The organism is Streptococcus mitis, assembly GCF_003943905.1.
Classification (GTDB): domain Bacteria; phylum Bacillota; class Bacilli; order Lactobacillales; family Streptococcaceae; genus Streptococcus; species Streptococcus mitis_BC.
The window spans coordinates 48,995-73,521 of record NZ_RJNS01000004.1 but is presented as its reverse complement, the minus strand read 5'-3'; the positions used below and the strand labels follow the sequence as shown (position 1 = coordinate 73,521).

At 43.6% G+C, this 24,527-nt stretch carries 16 protein-coding genes and 1 other RNA gene; 15 read left to right on the top strand and 2 right to left on the bottom strand.

What is annotated here, in order from left to right; translation table 11 throughout:
* The first annotated feature begins 89 nt into the window (after positions 1-89).
* Positions 90-8,459: an SIALI-17 repeat-containing surface protein gene (locus tag D8854_RS07700; RefSeq protein WP_125450432.1), complete on the top strand. Its 8,370-nt coding sequence runs from the start codon at positions 90-92 to the stop codon at positions 8,457-8,459.
* Positions 8,460-8,632: 173 nt separating this feature from the next.
* Here the strand turns inward: D8854_RS07700 and pbp1a are convergent, their stop codons facing one another.
* Both pbp1a and recU read right to left on the bottom strand, forming a co-directional pair.
* Complete coding sequence (gene pbp1a / locus D8854_RS07695; protein ID WP_125450431.1) at positions 8,633-10,780, bottom strand: penicillin-binding protein PBP1A; 2,148 nt, start codon at positions 10,778-10,780, stop codon at positions 8,633-8,635.
* Positions 10,777-11,373: a Holliday junction resolvase RecU gene (gene recU / locus D8854_RS07690; protein ID WP_125450430.1), complete on the bottom strand. Its 597-nt coding sequence runs from the start codon at positions 11,371-11,373 to the stop codon at positions 10,777-10,779. Before recU ends, pbp1a begins: the two co-directional genes overlap by 4 nt.
* 66 nt (positions 11,374-11,439) lie before the next feature.
* Here recU and D8854_RS07685 point away from each other — a divergent pair, with 66 nt between their 5' ends.
* The 14 genes from D8854_RS07685 (at position 11,440) to D8854_RS07620 (ending at position 24,523) form a co-directional block, all read left to right on the top strand.
* Complete coding sequence (locus D8854_RS07685) at positions 11,440-11,967, top strand: DUF1273 domain-containing protein (RefSeq protein WP_125450429.1); 528 nt, start codon at positions 11,440-11,442, stop codon at positions 11,965-11,967.
* Positions 11,968-12,036: 69 nt separating this feature from the next.
* Positions 12,037-12,366, top strand: a complete 330-nt coding sequence (gpsB, locus tag D8854_RS07680) for a cell division regulator GpsB (RefSeq protein WP_000146526.1) — start codon at positions 12,037-12,039, stop codon at positions 12,364-12,366.
* 20 nt (positions 12,367-12,386) lie between these two features.
* Positions 12,387-12,768, top strand: an RNA gene (rnpB, locus tag D8854_RS07675) — RNase P RNA component class B.
* Between the two features lie 84 nt (positions 12,769-12,852).
* Positions 12,853-14,010, top strand: a complete 1,158-nt coding sequence (locus tag D8854_RS07670) for a THUMP domain-containing class I SAM-dependent RNA methyltransferase (protein WP_125450428.1) — start codon at positions 12,853-12,855, stop codon at positions 14,008-14,010.
* Between the two features lie 12 nt (positions 14,011-14,022).
* Entirely contained in the window at positions 14,023-15,471 is a 1,449-nt protein-coding gene (gene mapZ / locus D8854_RS07665; RefSeq protein ID WP_125450426.1) for a cell division site-positioning protein MapZ, read from the top strand.
* A gap of 75 nt (positions 15,472-15,546) precedes the next feature.
* Positions 15,547-16,971, top strand: a complete 1,425-nt coding sequence (gene gndA, locus D8854_RS07660) for an NADP-dependent phosphogluconate dehydrogenase (RefSeq protein WP_125450424.1) — start codon at positions 15,547-15,549, stop codon at positions 16,969-16,971.
* An 11-nt stretch (positions 16,972-16,982) separates the two neighbouring features.
* Positions 16,983-17,672 carry a response regulator transcription factor gene (locus D8854_RS07655; RefSeq protein WP_000518005.1) on the top strand — a complete coding sequence of 230 codons (690 nt, stop codon included), beginning with the start codon at positions 16,983-16,985 and terminating at the stop codon, positions 17,670-17,672.
* 99 nt (positions 17,673-17,771) lie between these two features.
* Positions 17,772-18,752, top strand: coding sequence for an N-acetylmuramoyl-L-alanine amidase family protein (locus D8854_RS07650; RefSeq protein WP_125450422.1), 981 nt, complete (start codon positions 17,772-17,774; stop codon positions 18,750-18,752).
* Positions 18,753-18,869: 117 nt separating this feature from the next.
* Entirely contained in the window at positions 18,870-19,748 is an 879-nt protein-coding gene (gene mvk / locus D8854_RS07645) for a mevalonate kinase (protein ID WP_125450420.1), read from the top strand.
* Positions 19,730-20,683 (top strand): diphosphomevalonate decarboxylase, encoded by a 954-nt coding sequence (mvaD, locus tag D8854_RS07640; RefSeq protein WP_125450418.1) that lies wholly within the window; start codon positions 19,730-19,732, stop codon positions 20,681-20,683. Before mvk ends, mvaD begins: the two co-directional genes overlap by 19 nt.
* Positions 20,670-21,677: a phosphomevalonate kinase gene (locus D8854_RS07635; protein WP_125450416.1), complete on the top strand. Its 1,008-nt coding sequence runs from the start codon at positions 20,670-20,672 to the stop codon at positions 21,675-21,677. The genes mvaD and D8854_RS07635 overlap by 14 nt, the downstream gene beginning before the upstream one ends.
* Complete coding sequence (gene fni / locus D8854_RS07630) at positions 21,661-22,662, top strand: type 2 isopentenyl-diphosphate Delta-isomerase (RefSeq protein WP_125449592.1); 1,002 nt, start codon at positions 21,661-21,663, stop codon at positions 22,660-22,662. Before D8854_RS07635 ends, fni begins: the two co-directional genes overlap by 17 nt.
* Positions 22,663-22,829: 167 nt before the next feature.
* Positions 22,830-23,528 carry a cell wall-active antibiotics response protein LiaF gene (gene liaF, locus D8854_RS07625; protein WP_125450415.1) on the top strand — a complete coding sequence of 233 codons (699 nt, stop codon included), beginning with the start codon at positions 22,830-22,832 and terminating at the stop codon, positions 23,526-23,528.
* A complete protein-coding gene (locus tag D8854_RS07620; protein WP_125450413.1) occupies positions 23,525-24,523 on the top strand; it encodes a sensor histidine kinase in 999 nt (332 codons plus the stop codon). Before liaF ends, D8854_RS07620 begins: the two co-directional genes overlap by 4 nt.
* Positions 24,524-24,527: the final 4 nt, after the last annotated feature.

Below are 24,527 nucleotides of genomic sequence, written 5' to 3'. Positions count from 1 at the left end.
CCTGGAGAGGACCTCTTGGTTCTCTCCTTTTTTCAAAGGAGAAATGATACCGCTTACTCATGTATGCGGATGAAAGGAATAGGAGAAAGATGGATAGACATTTTTTTGAGAAACGCTGTCACTATAGTATAAGAAAATTTGCAATCGGTGCAGCCTCCGTCATGATTGGTGCTAGTATCTTTGGAGCCAATATGGTTCAGGCAGCAGAAACGGCAGCACCTTCAGAAACAGAGGGAAGCATCACCCATGTTCAAGCACTGGATAAGTTACCCGATGATTTAGCCGCTGCGCTTGAAAAGGCGGACGCAGAAGCTGCAACAGAAGCAAGTCATGAAGAAACTCCAGCGACTGATGAGGGAACCAATCCTGCAACAAGTGAAGAGGCAAAACCTGAGACAAGTCCTGCAAGTCCCAAGCCAGCAGAGATAGCAAAACCTGAGACAAGTCCTGCAAGTCCCAAGCCAGCAGAGGTAACAAAACCTGACAATAAACCAGCTGAAACTGCTACGCCCGCACCAAAACCAGCTGAAAAGCAAATCGAAGATAGAGAAGATGTGAACCATCTTGAAGGTGCTACTGCTCAGGCTAATAACTATGAAACTGGCACTCCTTATACTGCTGATAAGGCAGTGGACGGTAATCCAGATACCCGTTGGGCGACTAATCAAAATATTGAAAAACCAACCTTCGAATTAACTCTTCCAAAAACTACTCTCATCAAACATGTAGAAATTGACTGGGATCGTCGTCTTCGTAATGGGCAAAATGACCCAAATATCAAATCTTGGAGTCTCTATTACGCAGGCCAAGAAGATGTGAACGCTAGTGGAGAAAAACAATGGAAACTAGCTCATACAAAGACTGGAGATCCAGTTCTAGATGAGAAAGTTGATTTAGCTAACAGCATCCAAGCTAAGTATCTCAAACTTGAGGTCAATGATTACCAAGCGGGAACCATGAACTGGAGAAACGTTGGAATCCAAGAAATTCGAGCTTATTCTAACGTTCCGGACCATAGTAAGGTAACGGATATCCGCCAAGTGACAGAACTAACAGTAGCAGAAGATGGACAGTCTCTTGTCTTGCCTAGCCTATCAGGGGAAGTTAGTCTCATCGGAAGCAATAAACAAGGTGTAATTGACCTTCAAAATCGTATCCATAAACCTCTGACAGATCAACGCGTTAAGGTTATGGTGCAACAAATCAAAGACAGCCATACTTTCACTAAGGAATTTGAAGTAGTCATCAAGGGGCTACATCAGGACGAGGGTGTGGGTGTAAAACCAAAAGTAGCACCAGCTGTTCAACAATGGTATGGAAAAGAAGGTCAATCTTCTATCACTTCAGATACAGTTCTTGCGACAGGAGATTCGGGCTTTGATCAGGCTGCAAGCTTCTACCAGTCAGACCTTGCAAGCCGTGGATTGGAACTAGCAACAGGTAACAAGCAAGCTCAAAAACGAATCGAATTTAAAAAAGTTGAAAACAAGGGTTATGGTAAAGAAGGCTATGGCATCACTATCCAAAATGATGTGATTACCATCGAAGCTGCCACAAACACAGGAGCCTTCTACGCCACTCGTACTCTTCTTCAAATGGGAGAAACAGACCTACAAAATGGTGAAATTCGCGATTTCCCAAGTTTCAGCCACCGTGGCTTTATGCTAGATACAGGTCGTAAATTTATCCCTTACGACACTCTTGTAGACATCATGCTCAACATGGCTTACTACAAGATGAACGACTTGCAGTTGCACCTCAACGATAACTATATCTTCCTTAAGGAACACTTGGNAGGTAAGAGCTTAACACCAGAAGAACAACTCAAGTATGTTCTTGAACATGCCAAAACTGGTTTCCGTGTGGAGACAGATATTGTCGGTAAGAATGGTCAAAAATTGACATCAGATGAGCATTATACCAAGGAAGAAATGCAAAATCTGATTAAACTTGCCAAGGCCTTGCATATCAACCTAGTGCCAGAAATTGATACACCAGGACACGCTCTGTCATTTGTCAAGGTTCGTCCCGATCTCATGTATCAAGGAAGTCTTAGTGATTACGCAGGCAAGCACAATGTCGAACGAGTTGCTATGCTAGACTTGGATAACAAGTACGAAGAAACTCTTAAATTTGTCAAATCCGTCTATGACAAACTCCTCGATGGTCCAGATGCACCGCTTCATGGCGTGTCCACTGTTCATATTGGAACGGATGAATACTATGGCAGCAGAGAAAGCTATCGCCGCTATGTCAATGACCTTATCAAATACATTAAAGGAAAAGGTTATACCCCTCGTATCTGGGGCTCGCTCAGTGCGAAACGAGGTAAAACAGCGGTTGATTGGAACGGAGTAGAAGTTGATATCTGGAGTATTAGCTGGCAACGACCAAATGAAGCCATTGCTCAGGGAGCTAAGATTATCAACATCACAGATGTACCGACCTATAGTGTGCCAAGTGGAAGCAATAGTCAAGCAGCCTACGGGGACTATGCTAACTATGAGCGTCAATACAATAGCTGGACACCAAACGACTTCCGAACAGGTGGAGGTCCGCTTCTAGAATCGTCTCATCCAAGTATTATCGGAGGAGGTCATGCGGTTTGGAACGACAATATCGACCTTCATGAGACAGGTTTGACCTCTTATGATATCTTTAAACGCTTCTTCAAGAGCATGCAAACCACTGCGGAGCGCACTTGGGGATCTGACCGTGCAGCTGCAACCTTTGCAGAACGCACCCTACCAACGAGCCCTTATGCGCCACAGTCAAATCCTGATAAAGAGATTGATCAAAGCGACTTGTTTACCATCAATCCTGAAACAGTCAAGAACTATGCGAGCAAGAAGGTGAAGACAAGCGAGCAAGGATTGGCTTTTGAGAAAGACAGCAGTATCGAAGGCTTAGCTGGTGATGTTGGTCCAAGTCATGTCTTGAAGTTTGATGTAACTGTCACTGGAGACGGGGAACAAACCTTCTCAACAAGTGGGGACAACCGTATCTATCTAGCTGATAAAGATGGCTACCTTGCTTATCAATTTGAACAGTTCCATATTCAATTCAATAAAAAACTTGAAAAGAACAAACGTTATCAAATCTCCATCGTAACCAAACCACAGTCAACCGAAGTCTATGTGGATGGTGAAAAGATTGAGCGTATCACAAATCCAGCCCACCCTCGCTTTGCCCACAATAGCCTGGTTCTACCGCTTGAAAGAATCGGTGGCTTCAAAGGAATCTTGCATAGTGCAGAGTTGTCAGACAAACCATTTGTAAATCCTCGTTTGATTTCAAATGATAAGATTACTGCAACCGCAAGCAGTCAGCAACTTCCAGGAAACGCGACTGAAGGTGCTGTTGAAAAGGCCTTTGACAATGATCCAAATACTTTCTGGCATACTAAATGGACTGGTGACACTGCGCCATACAGTCTTACTATGACCTTGAAAGAAGCAGAAAAAGTCAATGGCTTGACTTATCTCCCACGTCCAGGTGGTGGAAATGGTGTCGTTACTCGTTACGAAATCTACGCACAAAAAGATGGCCAAATGGTCAAGGTTTCAGAAGGAAACTGGGACAACAATGCCCAAGAAAAATCGGTTAACTTCGCGGCAGTACATACCAACAAGATTGAGTTAAAAGTATTGGAAGGCGTTGGTGGTTTTGCAAGTGCTGCTGAAGTTCATCTATTGAAACCTGTCAAAGAAGAGCAAGAAACGCCTGCACCAAGTCAACCAGAAAAACCAACTACACCTGAAAAACCAAAAGTAGAGCAAACAGGTGATGGAACAGTTGAATTGGCGGATCAATTCACTGCAAGTAAACCAGCTAGTGAAGACAGCATTGCAGCTGCCAGCAAGAGCGCAGACTATCTCAAGAAAGAGTACAAGGTCTTCCCAACTCCACAAAAAGTGACCTATGGCGAAGGTGTTACGGCTCTTCGTAAGCAAGTCAATCTGGTCATGGGGGATCAACTCGATATCTATACTCGCAATCGCTTGAAGAGTGTCTTGCAGGATAATCAAGTATCTTATACAACTGGTAAATCCGCAGTTGCAGGCGCAACCAATATCTATCTTGGAGTGCATGGACAAGGTTCACAAGCAGAACAAAACTTGTCTAAGGTTTCAGCAGGTCTCTTTGACAAGATTGATGCCTATGCCTTGACCATTAAGGATAACTCGATTTCTATCGTCGGGAAAGATACAGATGCAGTCTTCTATGGCTTGACAACCTTGAAACATATGCTCAAGGAAAGTCAAGTTCCAGTTCTTCGCAATGTGACGGTGGAAGATTACGCAGAGCTCAAGAATCGTGGTTTCATCGAAGGTTACTATGGAAATCCATGGTCTAATGCCGATCGTGCAGAGCTCATGCGTTACGGTGGCGATTTGAAATTGAACCAATACTTCTTTGCACCAAAAGACGATCCATACCACAACAAGAAATGGCGTGAACTCTATCCAGAAGAAAAACTAGCTGAAATCCGTGAACTTGCTCGTGTCGGAAATCAAAGTAAAACCCGCTATGTCTGGACTATCCATCCATTCATGAACAACCGCATCCGCTTTGGCAATGAAGCACATTACCAAGAAGATTTAGCAACCATCAAGGCCAAATTTACCCAGCTGATGAAAGTGGGTGTCCGCGAATTTGGTATCCTTGCAGATGATGCACCAAGTCCTGTCGGAGGCTACAATAGCTACAACCGCTTGATGCAAGATATGACCAATTGGTTGACAGAAATGCAGGGAACCTACAGTGGTCTTCGTAAAGAAATGATCTTTGTTCCTGGTCAGTATTGGGGTAATGGACGTGAAGATGAGTTGAAATCCCTCAATGAAAATCTCCCAAGTTCAACATCCATGACCTTGACGGGTGGTAAGATTTGGGGTGAAGTCTCTGAAAGCTTCCTTTCAACTCTCAAGAACAATCTATCCGCAGGTGGCAAGACCTATCGCCCAGTTTCACTTTGGATTAACTGGCCTGTAACAGATAACTCTAAACAGCACTTGATTCTAGGTGGTGGTGAGAAATTCCTTCATCCAAATGTGGATCCTAGCTTGCTATCTGGTATCATGTTGAACCCAATGCAACAGTCTGAACCATCTAAGATTGCCCTCTTTGCCGGAGCTCAATACTCATGGAAACAGTGGAAATCAGAAGAAGAAGCTAAGAAAATCAATGACATTGCCTTCAACTTTGTAGAAAATGGTCATTTTGAAGATAGCAAGGTATCAGCAGCCTTCCGTGAACTTGGTAAGCACATGATTAACCAAAACATGGATGGTCGTGTCGTCAAACTAGAAGAATCTGTAGACTTAGCTCCTAAATTGACAGATTTCATGACTAAGCTCAAAGCAGGTCAGGATGTGACTGCAGAACGTGCAGCCTTGCGAGCTGAATTTGCCAAAATTAAAGAAGCAGCAGAACTTTATAAAGCATCGGGCGACCAAAAGATGGTAGCGCAAATCCACTATTGGTTGGATAATGCAATCGATCAAATGAATGCCCTCGATGCCTTCCTTACAGGAACAGAAGCTATGGCTACAAACGATGCTGCTAAGCTTTGGGACAGTTACTATAAAGGCTTGAAGTTCTATGAACAGTCTCAAACTCATACCTTCCATTATGTAGACCATATGGAAAAGGCTGAATTGGGTGTTCAACACATTCGTCCATTTATCCTATCCCTGAAAGAAGTCCTAGCTTCTGAAGTTCAAAAAGTCTTGCACCCAGACCAAATCATCAGTACCTTTATCACCAATCGAACAGGTGTAGAAGGTGGTTTAGCAGAAGTAACGGATGGCGACTTGGCAACCCATGCGATTATTAAATCACCAAACAGCATCAAGACAGGTGATTATATTGGTATGAAGTTCAACAAGCCGGTAGCGATCCAAACCTTGACCTTTGCAATGGGAACGCAGGCAAATCCACGTGATACCTTTAGTAAGGCCGAAGTGCAGTATTTAGATGAAAACGATAACTGGGTAACCTTGAAAGAGCCAAGCTATGTTGGAAATGAATCCCTTCTTAAGTTTGAAAATCTCACTATCAAGGCCAAGGCAGTTCGCATGATTGCGACAGCAGACCGCGAGAACACTTGGTTTGCAGTTCAGGAAATTGCAGTTAACCGTCCAGTTGAAAAAGCTCGTAGCCAACAAGCAACGACAGTTAGTCTAAGCTCAAACTTAGTTTACAAACTAAATACCTCAGCCCGTCAAATCACTGATGGCAAGGACAATACAGAAGCCATGATGGCAAATGCTGACGGTAGCAATACGACACCAGTAGATGCCTGGGCACAACTTGACCTCGGTGAAGTCAAGTCAGTCACTAAAGTACGACTTCGCCAAGGGACGGGTGATAAGCTTGCCGCAGGTGTACTTGAGTACTCTACAGATGGAACTGCATGGCAAGAGTTAGATCGCCTATCAGGAGAACAAACCAAGGAAGTGACCAGAGCTATTAATGCTCGTTACATCCGAGTCCGCAATACCAAGGCACTCGACCTCTGGTGGCGTATCCAAGACTTCTCTGTTGAGACACGCTCTGGAAACAGTGAGTTAACGGACACCAACGTAGACGCCTTGAAGGAAACACCAGTAGTGGATAGCTTAGGCAGTTACGAACTTCAAATTCCAGCTGGAACCAAACTCCCTGCTCATAGCTATCTAGGAATGAAGCTTGACCGTATCCATCAGATCAAGAGCATCCAGCTCCAAGGCCAAGCCAACCCTGCTCTTAGCCTAGAGTATTCTGCAAATGCGCAAGAGTGGACGTCAGCTAGCCAGTTGAAAGACAGATCTGTCGCAACCCACTTGGTACGTTATGTTCGTCTGGTCAACAAAACGGATCAGGAACAAGCTGTGACAGCCACTTCTCTCCTTGTGACAACCAAAGAAGTACAACCAACCAAACTAGAATCTACAACTATGGGCATTCATCCAACATACGGCAGCAATGATGTTCGTAAACTGAACAACCTAGATCAACTATTTGACGGTGTTTACAACAACTTCGTTGAGTTTTCAGACTATGCCCATAAAGATGGTCATGTAACCTTGAAACTTGGTAGCGAACGCACGATTAAGAAAATCAGAGCCTACATCCAAGACGGAACTCAAAACTATCTTCGTGATGGTAAGATCCAAGTCAGCCAAGACGGTAAAACTTGGACAGATGTCGTGACAGTAGGAGATGGTGTGGCCAATAGTCAACACGATGATTCATTGACAGATGGTTGGACACATGATTCTAAGATGCCAGGAAATCGCTATATCGAGGGTGAATTGACGACACCAGTCAAAGCCAACTATCTCCGTGTTCTCTATACTGCAGACTATGATGCTCGTTTTGTAGGCTTTACAGAATTGGTCATCAACGATGGTGAGTTTGTCAAACCAATCAATGATCCAACAGTAGAAGGAAACGGTGGAGAAAGCCAAGGTAATCTTTACAATAATCTTGTAGACGGCAAAGTCTTGACCAGCTACAAGTCTGAAAAAGACAAGGGCGAATTGGTGTATCACTTATCTGAGCCAACCAATGCCAACCACCTTCGTCTCGTTTCCAGTCTTCCTGAAGGAGCGAAAGCACGTGTTCTTGCTAGAACACTCAAGGATGGCCAAGACAGTTGGACAGACCTCGGTGCCATTACATCTAGTCTCCAAACCTTCGCTATCCGAAATGGTGGCTCTCTTCTAGACGTCAAATTAGTCTGGGAAGGTGGCAAGGCTGAGTTTTATGAATTGGCAAGCTTCCATCAAGCATTAACAGAAGAATCGGTTCAATCAAGCAAGGGTGAAGAGCAACCACCAGTTCTGGAGGTTCCTGAATTCACAGGTGGTGTCAATGCGGCTGAGGCAGCAGTGCATGGAGTACCAGAGTACACAGGTCCACTTGGTACAGCAGGAGACCAACCAGCACCGACAGTTGAGAAACTAGAGTTTACAGGTGGTGTGAACGCGGTAGAAGCAGCAGTACATGAAGTACCAGAGTACACAGGTCCACTTGGTACAGCAGGAGACCAACCAGCACCGACGGTCGAGAAACTGGACTTTACAGGTGGTGTGAACGCGGTAGAAGCAACAGTACATGAAGTACCAGAGTACACAGGTCCACTTGGTACAGCAGGAGACCAACCAGCACCGACGGTCGAGAAACTGGACTTTACAGGTGGTGTGAACGCGGTAGAAGCAGCAGTACATGAAGTACCAGAGTACACAGGTCCACTTGGTACAGCAGGAGACCAACCAGCACCGACAGTTGAAAAACCAGAGTACAAATTGAACTTAAGTCTACTCGCTGATACTAAGACTCCAGAAGTTAAACATGATGATCAGAAGGAGCTTCCGGCAACAGGTGAAAGCAAAGCTGACACAGCTCTCTTCCTAGCAGGCGTAAGTTTAGCTCTATCTGCTCTATTTATCGCAAAAGGGAAAAAGGAATAGCTTCTGATTACCTTTGCTTTTGACAAATTTTAGCATCAAGAGAAAGTGAAAAGACAGCTCCATAACCTCTATAATAGTTAGAGAAACTATTAAAAGAGTTATGGTGCTGTTGGGATAAACTATTGAGCTATAAAGAATAAAAATCCTGAGAATTTTACTTCTCAGGATTTTGCTTATTGTTGCGGTTGACTTGGTTGGTTTTGCTCAGCAGGTGCAGTGCCTGATTGTTGAGGAATCGTCTGCGTTTGACTTGTGTTTGGAGTAGTTGAACTTGACTGAGAAGTCGAACTCTCAGATGTAGAACTAGAACTTTCAGATGTAGAACTTTGTTGTGTAGATGATGAAGGGGTCCACGTATTGCGTGCTCCATTCTTGAAGACAAATTCCCCGCTTCTGTAAAGACCTTCAGGCATGGTCCAATCTCCTGGATGATCATCAGTTGAGAGATAGGTCATCATCGAACGGTAGACCTTAGCTGCAACGTAGAAGCCATCACCAACGATAGGAGTAAGTCGGTTAGAGTAACCGGTCCAGACAGCCATTGAATATTTACGAGTATAGCCGACAAACATTTCGTCTGGAGCTACATAACCAGAGTTCTTAATGTATTTCTCAATTTCATCATCTGTATAGTTTGATGTACCAGTCTTACCAGCTTGTGGTAACCATGATAGGTAGGCTCCACGTCCTGTCCCGTAGGTTAGAACCGTTTTCATCATCTCTGTCATCATATAGGCGGTTGTTTCTTTCATAGCGCGTGTTCCTGAATCAGAAAACTCTTTTGAACTACCATCACTAAAGATGATTTTGTTGATGTACATTGGCTTATGGTAAATACCGCCATTGGCAAAGGCAGCATAGGCTGCGGCCATTTTTTCACTGCTTGCCCCATACTTTTTGTTAGATTCGGTTGTGTTACTTGAAATCGCGTTGGCATAGTGCATATCTGGGTAGTCAATACCGAGTCCATTTAGGAAGGTCTTGGCTCTATCCAAACCGACTTTATTCAAGGTTTCTACAGCTGTAACGTTCCGTGATTGTTGAAGAGCATACTGCAACGTGATGTTTCCAAAGTAACTCTTATCCCAGTTGTAGACAGGTGTGTTGGTGCCAGGATAGTTATATGGTACGTCGTGAACAACCGAAGCGGTTGAGTCATAGATATCGTACTCCAAGGCTGGCGCGTAATCTGTGATGGGTTTCATGGTTGAACCCCAGTCGCGGTTTGTTTCGACAGCTTGGTTCATACCGAAGGAAACATTGCTAGATTGATGGCGTGCACCTAGCTGGGCAATCACCTTTCCGTTTGTGACATCAACGATGGTAGAAGCTACTTGCAACTCATCATCTGGATAATTAACGTATTCGTCGGTATTGTAGATATCCCAGAGACGTTGTTGAACGGCTGGATCAACATTGGTATAAACTTCCATTCCCGTTGTCAAAAGGTTGTAGCCTGTTTCTTGTTCGACTTGATCAATCACTTCTTTGAGGTAATTGTCCATATACGGAGGATAGCTATTAGCAGATTTTAGACTTTGAAGTCCGTCTGTAATAGGAGTGTTAATGGCTTTTTCGTATTGTTCGGCTGTAATGTAACCTTGTCCCTTCATCTCGGAGAGAACCAGATCTCGGCGTTCTTGTGCCGCTTCTGGATGAGAGTAGGGATCATACTGATTTGGAGCCTGGGGCATTCCAGCTAGGAGAGCCAATTGAGGTAGACTTAAATCTTTGAGGTCTTTACCATAGTAGTTTTGGGCTGCCGTTTGCATCCCGTAATTTCCGTTGGACATATAGACCTTGTTGATGTAGTAAGTTAGGATCTCTTGTTTGGTTGCTTTTTGTTCTAACTGAACGGCTAGCCAAGCTTCCTGTGCCTTACGTGAAAGTGTTTGATCAGATGTTGACGTTGAGAAATAGGTTAGTTTAATCAACTGCTGTGTCAAGGTAGAACCACCTTGAAGACCACCCCCACCACGAAGGTTTCGTAAGGAAGCGCCTAGGATACGAATCGTATCTACTCCTCGATGACTGAAGAAACGATGATCTTCAATAGAGACAATTGCATTGACCAGCTCCGTAGGGATTTCATTAGCCTGTGCATTGACACGGCGCTCTGACCCAAGATCAGCGATAAGTTCATCATTGCTGTCATAAATCTTACTAGAAGTCGTTGCGACTAGCTTGCTTTCGGATAGGGATGGAGCCTTGCTCACATAGTAGAGAAAGAGGCCTCCGCCTAGCATAATAGCTGCGATAAATAAGGTCAAAAGGCAGATACTGACATACTTAGCTATTCGCAGGAAAGTTTGTTTGTTCATCTTATTTTACCACCTAGTAAATGTTCTTTGATAACGTCGAGATAGGGAATTTGAGGAAAAGCACCAGGCTCAATCCTATATCCATTTTCTCGAATATATCCAAGTGGCATTGACTTTTGTCCCATATCTTGATGATAGAAACGAATCAAATCAATGGCCGGCAATAAGTAGGTTTCTTGCTGAGAAGAAAAGTGAAGGAGTACAAAGCAGATTCCTTGCTGGGCAAGGACTTGTTCCATATGCTGGATCTGATGGAGATGAAAATTCTTCATCGGTATCGCATGTTTTTGCCTGGTTTCCTTTGCTTCAAAGTCGATGTAGTATCCATCATAAACCCCTGAATAGTCAGTAGTTGAAGCTTGTCTAAAGTAGGCTTCAACGATCTTGGCTCGACTTCGTTGGGGATAGTCGACACGTACGATTTGGATGGGAGTCGGTTTCTTGTGAATAACAGCTAACCCATGCGACAAATAGTAGTCGTTCGTAGCATTGATCATCTTTTCAAAAGACATTCCCCGATTTGCGAAATTTTTAGTTTGTGACAGGGGTGCTTGTCTCTTTTGAGATGAAATTTTATGTGGATAGTTGACCATAATTCTCCTTATTGGTACAATAACATCACTCTATTATATCATAAATTTACAAAGAAAGGGTTAAAAATGACATCAGCCTTGATTTTAGGCTATTCAGCCTTGGACCTTGGTCTCTTTAATGACAAGGATATTCGCGTTGATATTATCAAAACAGCCATTCGGAGAGACCTGGAACGTCTAGCAGAGGATGGGGTGACTTGGCTTGTCTTTACAGGGACTTTGGGCTTTGAGTACTGGGCGCTTCAGGTGGCGAAAGACATGAAAGCAGACTATGGATTTCAACTGGCGACCATTTTTGATTTTGAAACCCATGGCAGTAACTGGAATGAAGCCAATCAAATCAAACTCAGTGAGTTTAAGCAGGTTGACTTTGTCAAATATGCCTATCCACAATATGAGCACAAGGGGCAACTACGTGATTATCAGAAATTTCTGCTGGAAAATACGGATGGATGCTACCTGTTTTATGACGAAGAAAATGAAACCAAGTTACAGTATTTTTACCAGATGATGAAAAATCAAGAAGGCTATGTTACAAAAAGATTAACATTTGAGGATCTGAACGAAATAGTGGAAAATTTTTCCGAAAAGTGAGGCTTTGACCTTGATTTTTGTTTGTCTTTTTTTATATAATAAGAATAGCAATCAAGAATGGAGAGAGAAATGGCAAGTATTATTTTTTCAGCAAAAGATATTTTTGAACAAGAGTTTGGACGTGAAGTTCGCGGATATAGTAAGGCAGAGGTAGACGAGTTCCTAGATGATGTGATCAAGGATTATGAGACTTACGCAGCTTTGGTCAAATCTCTTCGTCAGGAGATTGCTGATTTGAAGGAGGAATTGTCTAACAAGCCACAGGCAAGTTCTACTCAACAAAGTTCTATCGAAGTAACAAGTTCTACTCCAATGACAAATTTTGATATTTTGAAACGATTGAATCGACTTGAAAAAGAAGTATTCGGTAAGCAAATCGTAGACAATTCTGAGTTGTAATTAGGTGTCTATTAGATGCAATTTTTGGATAATCGCGTGAAGAGAATCCCTTTTCATGAGGAAAGTCCATGCTAGCACAGGCTGTGATGCCTGTAGTGTTTGTGCTAGGCGAATCCATAAGCCTAGGGACGAGAGATCGTTACGGCAGTTGAAATGGCTAAGTCTTCGGATAGGTCAGAGTAGGCTTGAAAGTGCCACAGTGACGGAGTCTTTCTGGAAACAGAGAGAGTGGAACGCGGTAAACCCCTCAAGCTAGCAACCCAAATTTTGGTCGGGGCATGGAGTGCACGGAAACGAACGTAGTACTCTGACTGTTATCAGTTACAGGCTGTTAGCGGTAGACAGATGATTATCGAAGGAAGTGGTCCTAGTCACTTCTGGAACAAAACATGGCTTATAGAAAATTGCATATAGGTTGGGGCTGAGAAATCTTTCTCAACCTCATTTTTTAAAGTGAACAAGAGAAAGGTCTTACAAGACTGTAAAATGAAAAAAGAATTTAATTTAATCGCAACTGTTGCGGCGGGTCTCGAGGCTGTCGTTGGACGTGAGGTGCGAGAGTTAGGCTATGATTGCCAGGTTGAGAATGGACGTGTCCGTTTTCAAGGAGATGTGAAGGCAATCATTGAGACCAATCTGTGGCTTCGCGCAGCTGACCGTATCAAGATTGTAGTTGGGAGCTTTCCGGCTAAGACCTTTGAAGAACTTTTCCAAGGCGTTTTTGCTCTAGATTGGGAGAACTATCTCCCGCTTGGGGCGCGTTTCCCGATTTCAAAGGCCAAATGTGTTAAGTCTAAACTTCACAATGAGCCTAGTGTTCAGGCGATTTCCAAGAAGGCAGTTGTCAAGAAACTGCAAAAACACTATGCCCGCCCAGAAGGTGTTCCCTTGATGGAAAATGGTCCTGAGTTTAAGATAGAGGTGTCCATCCTTAAAGATGTGGCAACTGTCATGATTGACACGACAGGTTCTAGCCTTTTTAAACGTGGTTATCGTACGGAAAAGGGTGGAGCGCCTATAAAAGAAAATATGGCAGCGGCGATTTTACAACTCTCTAACTGGTATCCAGACAAGCCCTTGATTGATCCGACCTGTGGTTCAGGAACTTTCTGTATCGAGGCGGCTATGATTGCTAGAAAGATGGCCCCTGGGCTTCGCCGTTCCTTTGCTTTTGAAGAATGGAACTGGGTTAGCGATCGGTTAATTCAAGAAGTGCGTACTGATGCTACCAAGAAAATTGACCGTGAACTTGAACTGGATATCATGGGCTGTGATATAGACGCTCGTATGGTTGAAATTGCTAAAGCCAATGCCCAAGCAGCAGGTGTGTCAGGTGACATCACTTTTAAACAAATGCGGGTACAGGACTTGCACTCAGACAAGGTAAATGGTGTCATCATTTCCAATCCACCATATGGAGAGCGTTTATCTGATGATGCAGGAGTTACCAAGCTCTATGCAGAAATGGGACAGGTCTTTGCCCCACTGAAAACCTGGAGCAAATTTATCCTGACGAGTGACGAAGCTTTTGAAAGTAAGTACGGAAGTCCAGCGGATAAAAAGCGCAAACTTTATAACGGAACCTTAAAAGTGGATTTGTATCAATACTTTGGTCAGCGTGTGAAGCGCCAAGAGGTAAAGTAGAAAGGAAGACAGATGAGTAAAAAAAGACACAATCGCCATAAAAAAGAGCATCAAGAATCCAAATTTGATTTTGACGAGGCGAAAGATCTGACAGTTGGTCAAGTCATCCGTAAAAATGAAGAAGTTGAAGCTGGAGTATTGCCTGAGGACAATATCTTGGATAAATACATCAAACAGCACCGCGAGGAAATCGAAGCCGACAAGTTTGAAACACGTCAATTTAAAAAAGAAGAACTGCAGGAAGCTCAGGCTCAAGAAGAATTGACACAGGAAGTCTCAGAAATCACTGAAGAGTCGGCACCAATCATAGAGGAACCCGAGACAGTTTCAGAAGAAACGGTGTCAGACTCAGTGGAATCTACAAGCTCGGATGTGGTTTTGCCTCCTTTGGGAGAAGAAAATCAAGACTTGGAACCGCTTGTGTTGGAAAAGCAAACGCCAGCAGAGATTGCTGATGAGAAAGAAGAGGAAGAGACAGCTCTACTTTCACGCTCAGCTCAGGCAGAATCAGAAACAATTTCTAATTCTAAAAAGAAGCGCGTGTTTGTTATCGGCTCAGCCTTGGCTACAGCCCTTATCTTGGCAGGTAGTTACTATATCTATCGTCAAGTAACTCGCTCCAACCAAGCTATCCAGTTTTCTCAATCATCTTCTAGCAATCAAGAAACACAAGCGGCTCTACAAGAGTTTAATACCCTCTACGATGCCTTTTATACGGATGCTAATAAAACAGCCTTGAAAAATAGTCAGTTTGACAAGTTGAACCAACTCAAGGCTCAACTAGATAAACTCGAAGGCAGTCGAGAATATACCCTTGCCAAGTCTAAGTATGATAGTTTAGAAACTCAAATCAAGGCTGTGCAAGAAGTGAATAATCAGTTTGAAACTCCAGCAATTACTGATGGTGTCTTGGATACCAATGCGAAGGTCAAGGCAGATGCTAAATTTACAGAAATTAAAACAGGAAATACAGAGCTAGATAAACTGTTAGATAAGGCCATTAGCCTTGGTAAGAGCCAGCAAACAAGCGCCTCTAGTTCAAGTTCAAGTAGCAGTAGCCAAGAAAGTTCAAGCACAACGACTGATAGCAGTACGAGCAGTTCGTCTGCTTCATCGAGTTCGGCACCTGCCAGCAGACCAGAAAGCGGAGGCTTGTCTAGCGAAGGTGCCAATCTTCAAAGAAGTGCTAGTCGTGTACCATACAACCAATCCGCTGTAGAGGATAGCAACAATCCTGCCTGGACTTTTGCGGACGGTGTCCTTGAACAAATCTTAGCAACATCGCGTGCTCGTGGCTATATCACTGGTAATCAATATATTCTAGAACGGGTCAATATCGTAAACGGAAATGGTTATTATAACCTCTACAAACCAGATGGAACCTATCTCTTCACCCTCAACTGTAAGACTGGATACTTTGTTGGTAATGGAGCTGGTCACGCGGATGACTTGGACTACTAGGAGTCCGTTACAAAATTCTTTCCTTTCATAGGTAAAAATGATAAAATAAAACATATTAAACAAGAGGAGTGTCACATGACAAAAGCTAACTTTGGTGTCGTTGGTATGGCCGTAATGGGTCGTAACCTTGCCCTAAATATCGAATCTCGTGGTTATACAGTTGCCATTTACAATCGTAGTAAAGAAAAAACAGAAGACGTAATTGCTTGCCATCCTGAAAAGAACTTTGTACCTAGCTACGATGTAGAGTCTTTCGTTCAATCTATCGAAAAACCTCGTCGTATCATGCTCATGGTTCAAGCTGGACCTGGTACAGATGCAACTATCCAAGCCCTTCTTCCACACCTTGACAAGGGTGATATCTTGATTGATGGAGGAAACACTTTCTACAAAGATACCATCCGTCGTAATGAAGAATTGGCAAACTCAGGCATCAACTTTATCGGTACTGGGGTTTCTGGTGGTGAAAAAGGTGCCCTTGAAGGTCCTTCTATCATGCCTGGTGGACAAAAAGAAGCCTACGAATTGGTTGCTGATGTTCTTGAAGAAATCTCAGCTAAAGCACCAGAAGATGGCAAACCATGTGTGACTTACATCGGTCCTGATGGAGCTGGTCACTATGTGAAAATGGTCCACAACGGTATCGAGTATGGCGACATGCAATTGATCGCAGAAAGCTACGACCTCATGCAACACTTGCTTGGTCTTTCTGCAGAAGACATGGCTGAAATCTTCACTGAGTGGAACAAGGGTGAATTGGACAGCTACTTGATCCAAATCACAGCTGATATCTTGAGCCGTAAAGACGATGAAGGTCAAGAGGGACCAATCGTAGACTACATCCTTGATGCTGCAGGTAACAAGGGAACTGGTAAATGGACTAGCCAATCAGCACTTGACCTTGGTGTGCCATTGTCACTTATCACTGAATCAGTATTTGCCCGCTACATCTCTACATACAAAGAAGAGCGTGTGCATGCTAGCAAGGTGCTTCCAAAACCAGCTGCCTTCAAATTTGAAGGTGACAAGGCTGAGTTGATCGAAAAGATTCGTCAAGCTCTTTACTTCTCAAAAATCATTTCATACGCACAAGGTTTTGCTCAATTGCGTGTGGCTTCTAAAGAAAACAACTGGAACTTGCCATTTGCGGACATCGCATCTATCTGGCGTGATGGTTGTATCATCCGTTCTCGTTTCTTGCAAAAGATAACAGATGCCTACAACCGTGATACAGACCTTGCAAACCTTCTCTTGGATGAGTACTTCTTGGATGTTACTGCTAAGTACCAACAAGCAGTGCGTGATATCGTAGCTCTTGCTGTTCAAGCTGGTGTACCAGTACCAACCTTCTCAGCAGCTATTACTTACTTTGATAGCTACCGTTCAGCTGACCTTCCAGCTAACTTGATCCAAGCGCAACGTGACTACTTTGGTGCCCACACTTACCAACGTAAAGACAAAGAAGGAACCTTCCACTACTCTTGGTATGACGAAAAATAAGTAGGTCTGCCATGGGGAAACGGATTTTATTACTTGAGAAAGAACGCAATCTCGCTCATTTTCTCAGTCTGGAACTCCAAAAAGAGCAATACCGTGTTGATCTGGTCGAGGAGGGGCAAAAAGCCCTCTCCATGGCTCTCCAGACAGATTATGACTTGATTTTACTGAATGCTCGTCTGGGGGATATGACGGCCCAGGATTTTGCAGAGAGGCTGAGTCGGACAAAACCTGCCTCAGTGATCATGGTCTTGGACCATCGCGAAGAATTGCAAGACCAGATTGAGACAATCCAGCGCTTCGCCGTTTCTTACATCTATAAGCCAGTGATTATTGATCAGCTGGTGGCTCGTATTTCAGCGATTTTCCGAGGTCGGGACTTTATCGACCAACACTGTAGTCAGATGAAGGTCCCAACGTCTTACCGCAATCTGCGTATGGATGTAGAACATCATACCGTTTATCGTGGCGAGGAGATGATTGCTCTGACGCGCCGTGAGTATGACCTTTTGGCCACTCTCATGGGAAGCAAGAAGGTCTTGACTCGTGAGCAGTTGTTGGAAAGTGTTTGGAAGTACGAAAGTGCGACAGAAACCAATATCGTGGATGTTTATATCCGTTATCTACGTAGCAAGCTTGATGTAAAAGGTCAAAAAAGCTACATTAAAACCGTGCGTGGTGTTGGGTACACCATGCAAGAATAGAAAAGCAGTTGCAGTTGTGTAACTGCTTTTTTTGAGAAGTTTCTATATATTGACATACGGTAGAGTCTTTGCTACAATCAGTTATGGAGGAAAGATCTAATGAAAAAATTTAAAATAATGATGCAAGTTGGACTAGCAGTCTTCTTTCTTGGTCTGTTAGCGACAAGTACAGTATTGGCGGATACCACAGGTGGGCAGTTTGTTGATAAGGGCAATAGAAAATACTATATAAAAAAAGATCATAAAGCGATCTATTGGCATAAAATAGACGGTAAAATGTACTATTTTGATGATGATGGAGAAATGGTAGTCGGCTGGCAATACTTAGAAATTCCTGGGACGGGTTATCGTGATGATTTATTTGATAATCGTCCAATCTTCGAAATTGGTCTTCAACAGAAGTGGTACTACTTTGATCAAGATGGGGTATTACAAGAATTTGTTGGCTGGCAACAATTAGAGGTTAAAGATTCATTAACTGTTGGTAAAAAATATGGTGAAGGCTTTGAAGGCCCAGAAGTTCTTAAATTAGCAAATTATTACTTTAATGAAGATCATTCTTTAAAAACAGGTTGGCTCTACGATCAATCTAACTGGTACTATCTAGCAAAAACAGGTCATTTAGGGAAAGACTACCTTGGTGGTGAAAGACGTGCGGGTTGGATAAACGATGATTCGACTTGGTACTACCTAGACCCAACAACTGGTATTATGCAAACTGGTTGGCAATATCTAGGTAATAAGTGGTACTACCTCCGCTCATCGGGAGCTATGGCAACTAGTTGGATTAAAGATGGTTCGACTTGGTATTATCTAGATGCTAAAAATGGCGATATGAAAACGGGATGGCAATATCTTGGGAACAAGTGGTACTACTTCCGTTCCTCAGGAGCTATGGCAACTGGTTGGACTAAGGAAGGTTCGACTTGGTATTATCTAAATGCAAGTAATGGAGATATGAAGACAGGCTGGTTCCAGGTCAATGGTAAATGGTACTACGCTTATAGTTCAGGTGCTTTAGCAGTGAATACGACCATAGAAGGCTACTACGTCAATTATAATGGCGAATGGGTCCAATAATGAAAGAGGCGATTGTGAAGGAAACAATCGCTTTTTTTGTGAAAATATAATAAAATAGATAGGAGAAAATACTACTGTATGAAATGAGACGGTCTTTCCGTCTGGTTAAAGGAAAACATGACAAAAAAAGTTGGTGTCGGTCAGGCACATAGTAAGATTATTTTAATAGGGGAGCATGCGGTCGTTTACGGTTATCCTGCCATTTCCCTGCCTCTTTTGGAGGTGGAGGTGACTTGTAAGGTAGTTCCTGCAGCGAGTCCTTGGCGTCTCTATGAGGAGGATACCTTGTCCATGGCAGTTTATGCTTCGCTGGAGTATTTGGATATCAAAGAAGCCTGTATTCGCTGTGTGATTGACTCAGCTATTCCTGAAAAACGGGGGATGGGTTCGTCAGCAGCTATCAGCATAGCGGCCATTCGAGCTGTTTTTGACTACTATCAAGCCGACTTGCCTCATGATGTGCTAGAAATCTTGGTCAATCGGGCTGAGATGATTGCCCATATGAATCCTAGTGGTTTGGATGCAAAAACCTGTCTCAGTGACCAACCTATTCGCTTTATTAAAAACGTTGGATTTACAGAGCTTGAGATGGACCTATCCGCCTATTTGGTAATTGCAGATACGGGTGTGTATGGTCACACTCGTGAAGCTATCCAAGTGGTTCAAAGTAAGGGCAAGAATGCCCTACCGTTTTTGCATGCCTTGGGAGAATTGACCCAGCAAGCAGAAAATGCAATTAGACAAAAAGATGCTGAAGGATTGGGACAAATCCTCAGTCAAGCTCATTTACATCTAAAGGAAATTGGTGTCAGTAGCCCTAAAGCAGACTCCCTTGTTGCAACGGCTCTTAACCATGGTGCTCTGGGTGCCAAGATGAGTGGTGGTGGGCTAGGAGGCTGTATTATCGCCTTGGTAGCCAATCTGGACCAAGCGCAAGAACTAGCAAAACGATTAGAAGAGAAAGGAGCTGTTCAGACATGGATCGAAAGCCTGTAACAGTACGTTCCTACGCAAATATTGCCATTATCAAATATTGGGGAAAGAAAAAAGAAAAAGAGATGGTTCCTGCTACTAGCAGCATCTCTCTGACTTTGGAAAACATGTACACAGAGACGACCTTATCTCCTCTACCGACGGATGCGACTGCTGATGCCTTTTATATCAATGGTCAGTTTCAGAGTGAGGCTGAGCATGCCAAGATGAGCAAAATCATCAACCGTTACCGTCCAGAAGGTGAGGGATTTGTCCGTATCGATACCCAAAACAACATGCCGACTGCGGCTGGCTTGTCATCCAGTTCTAGTGGTTTGTCCGCCTTGGTCAAGGCTTGCAATGCTTATTTCCAGCTTGGCTTGAATCGGAGCCAGTTGGCGCAGGAGGCTAAGTTTGCCTCAGGGTCGTCCTCTCGCAGTTTTTATGGACCGCTAGGTGCTTGGGATAAGGATAGTGGAGAGATTTACCCTGTAGAGACAGACCTGAAACTAGCTATGATTATGTTGGTGCTGGAGGACAAGAAAAAACCAATCTCTAGCCGTGATGGGATGAAACTCTGTGTGGAAACCTCGACGACTTTTGATGATTGGGTTCGCCAGTCTGAGAAGGATTATCAGGATATGCTGGTTTATCTCAAAGAGAATGATTTTGCTAAGGTTGGGGAATTAACGGAGAAAAATGCCCTAGCCATGCACGCTACGACCAAGACTGCTAGTCCAGCCTTTTCTTATCTAACGGATGCTTCCTATGAAGCGATGGACTTTGTCCGCCAACTTCGTGAGCAAGGCGAGGCTTGCTACTTTACCATGGATGCTGGTCCTAATGTCAAGGTCCTCTGTCAAGAGGAAAACTTGGAGCATTTATCAGAAATCTTTGGTCAACGTTACCGCTTAATTGTGTCAAAAACAAAGGATTTGAGCCAAGATGATTGCTGTTAAAACTTGCGGAAAACTATACTGGGCGGGTGAGTATGCTATTTTAGAGCCAGGACAGTTAGCCTTGATAAAAGCTATCCCCATCTATATGAAGGCTGAGATTGCTTTTTCTGACAGCTACCGTATCTACTCAGATCTGTTTGATTTCGCAGTGGACTTGACGCCAAATCCTGACTACAGTTTGATTCAAGAAACGATTGCTTTAGTGGAAGATTTCCTGACTTATCGAGGTCAGGATTTAAGGCCTTTTTCTCTAGAAATCCGTGGCAAAATGGAACGGGAAGGGAAAAAGTTTGGTCTGGGTTCTAGTGGTAGCGTTGTTGTCTTGGTGATCAAGGCCCTACTGGCTCTATATGATATTACGGTTGATCAGGAACTCTTGTTCAAGCTGGCTAGCGCGGTCTTGCTCAAGCGAGGCGACAATGGTTCCATGGGGGACCTTGCCTGTATTGTGGCAGAAGATTTGGTTCTCTACCAGTCTTTTGATCGAAAGAAGATAGCTGCTTGGTTGCAAGAAGAAAGCTTGGCGACAGTTTTGGAGCGTGACTGGGGCTTTTCTATCTCACAAGTGAAACCAACCCTAGAATGTGATTTCCTAGTGGGATGGACCAAGGAAGTGGCTGTATCGAGTCAAATGGTTCAGCAAATCAAGCAAAACATAGGCCAGAACTTTTTAACTTTCTCAAAAGCAACGGTATCTGCTTTGGTAGAAGCCCTGGAGCATGGGAATGCAGAAAAAATTATCGAGCAGCTGGAAACAGCCAGTCAGCTTTTAGAAGGTTTGAGCCCAGATATTTACACACCTTCGCTGAGACAGTTGAAAGAAGCCAGTCAAGATTTGCAGGCTGTTGCCAAGAGTAGTGGCGCTGGTGGTGGTGACTGTGGCATTGCCTTGAGTTTTGATGAGCAATCAACTGAAACCTTAAAAAATCGCTGGGCCGATCTGGGGATTGAGCTCTTATACCAAGAAAGGATAGGACATGACGACAAATCGTAAGGACGAGCACATCCGCTATGCCCTTGAGCAGAAAAGTTCCTATAATAGCTTTGATGAGGTGGAGTTGATTCACTCTTCGCTACCGCTTTATGACCTAGATGAAATCGATCTTTCGACAGAATTTGCAGGTCGAAAGTGGGACTTTCCTTTTTATATCAATGCCATGACGGGTGGGAGCGAAAAAGGTAAAGAAATCAATCAAAAACTGGCTCAGGCGGCAGAAGCCTGTGGGATTTTGTTTGTGACGGGATCTTATAGCGCAGCCCTCAAAGATCCAACAGATGCCTCTTTTTCTGTCAAATCTAGCCGTCCAAATCTCCTCCTTGGAACCAATATTGGCTTGGACAAGCCTATCGAGTCAGGACTTCAGACTGTAGAAGCGATGAATCCTCTTCTCCTCCAAGTGCATGTTAATGTCATGCAGGAATTACTCATGCCCGAGGGAGAAAGAAAGTTCAGAAGCTGGCAATCGCATCTGGCAGACTACAGCAAGCAAATCCCTGTTCCTATTATTCTCAAGGAAGTGGGTTTTGGGATGGATGTGAAGACCATCGAGAGAGCCTATGAACTAGGTGTTCGAACGGTTGACCTGTCGGGCCGTGGTGGTACTAGCTTTGCCTATATCGAAAACCGTCGCAGTGGTCAGCGTGATTACCTCAATCAATGGGGTCAGTCTACTATGCAGGTCCTTCTCAATGCCCAAGACTGGAAAGACAAGGTCGAACTCTTGGTCAGTGGAGGCGTTCGAAATCCTCTTGATATAATTAAGTGCTTGGTATTTGGTGCCAAGGCTGTAGGACTGTCACGTACCGTTCTGGAATTGGTTGAAAGCTATACCGTCGAAGAAGTGATTGGTATTGTTCAAGGCTGGAAAGAAGATCTGCGTTTGATCATGTGTGCCCTTAATTGTGCAACCATAGCGGATCTGCAAAACGTAGACTATATTCTTTATGGCAAACTCAAAGAAGCAAAAGATCAGATGTAGAGAGGTCGGGACAAGAATCCCGCCCTTTTTTGTAGTCTTTTGTCCAACGGTAGTGGGCTGAAAGAACCTAGCTTGTACGAGCGATTTCTGTCCTATCTCCTTTTTCCATCCTCAGACCGAGGTGACTTTTTTGAATTGTGATAAAATAGAAGGGAGAGGATGCGTCTATGAAAAAATTTCAAATCTTTTTATTTATTGAAGCCTGTCTGTTGACGGGAGCTCTGATTTTGATGGTATCAGAGCATTTTTCGCGTTTTCTGCTGATTTTATTCCTCTTTCTTCTCCTGATACGCTATTATGCAGGCAAAGAGGGCAACAACTTTCTCCTCCTTGTGGCTACCATTCTTTTCTTTTTCATCGTCATGCTCAATCCCTTTGTGATTTTAGCTATCTTTGTAGCGGTGATCTACAGTCTCTTTCTTCTCTATCCGATGATGAATCAAGAAAGAGAGGAGACCGACTTGGTCTTTGAAGAGGTGGTGACGGTTAAAAATGAAAAGAATCGCTGGTTTGGCAATCTCCATCATTTCTCTAGTCACCAGACTTGCCAGTTTGACGATATCAACCTCTTTCGCCTTATGGGTAAGGACACTATTCATCTGGAAAGAGTTATCCTAACCAATCATGACAATGTCATTATCCTTAGAAAGATGGTCGGAACGACTAGGATTATCGTACCTGTAGATGTGGAAATCAGCCTCAGTGTTAATTGTCTTTATGGAGATCTTACCTTCCTTCATCAACCTAAGAAATCCCTTCGCAATGAACACTATCATCAGGAAACCAGAGACTATCTCAAGAGTAACAAGAGCGTCAAGATTTTCCTAACTACTATGGTTGGCGATGTGGAGGTAGTCAGAGGATGAAAAAGCAATCGTATCTGTTAATCGGGCTGACTTCCCTCCTCTTTCTCCTCTTTTTGGCTAATAGTTTACTTGATATTTTTGAACTAGGCTGGTCCTATTTGCTACAGGATATTGAGAAAACAGAGAAGTTAATCTTTTTGATCTTGGTCTTTAGCCTTTCCATGATTTTCTTTTTTGTCCTTTTTTGGCGCGTGATAGAAGAAGTTTCTCACAGAAAAATGCAAGTCAATCTTAAGAGACTGCTAGCAGGAAAAGAGGTGATTCCCTTTGCAGATCCAGACTTGGATGCCAGTTTCAAGTCCTTATCTGGCAAGCTCAACCTCTTGACAGAGGCTGTTCAAAAGGCTGAAAACCAAAGCCTAGTCAAGGAAGAAGCGATTATCGAGAAAGAACGGAAGCGGATAGCGCGTGACTTACATGATACGGTTAGTCAGGAGTTGTTTGCAGCCCATATGATTTTATCAGGTGTCAGTCAGCAGGCTTTGAAGCTTGATAGAGAAAAGATGCAGACCCAGTTGCAAAGTGTCGCAGCCATCCTAGAAACAGCCCAGAAAGATCTACGGGTCTTGCTCTTGCATTTGCGACCAGTTGAGTTGGAAGACAAGAGTTTGGTTGAGGGGATTCAAATCCTCTTAAAAGAACTTGAGGACAAGAGTGATCTCAAGGTAAGTCTCAAGCAAAATGTGACGAAATTGCCAAAGAAAATCGAAGAGCATATCTTCCGTATTATTCAGGAGTTAATCAGCAATACCCTTCGCCATGCTCAGGCATCTTGCTTGGATGTCTATCTCTATCAAACGGATTTTGAATTGCAGCTGAAGGTGGTAGACAATGGGATTGGTTTCCAGTTGGGGAGCTTAGATGACTTGAGTTATGGACTGCGAAATATTAAGGAGCGGGTCGAGGATATGGCAGGAACAGTTCAACTCTTGACAGCACCTAAGCAGGGACTGGCGGTTGATATCCGTATACCCCTGCTAGACAAGGAATCATAAAGGA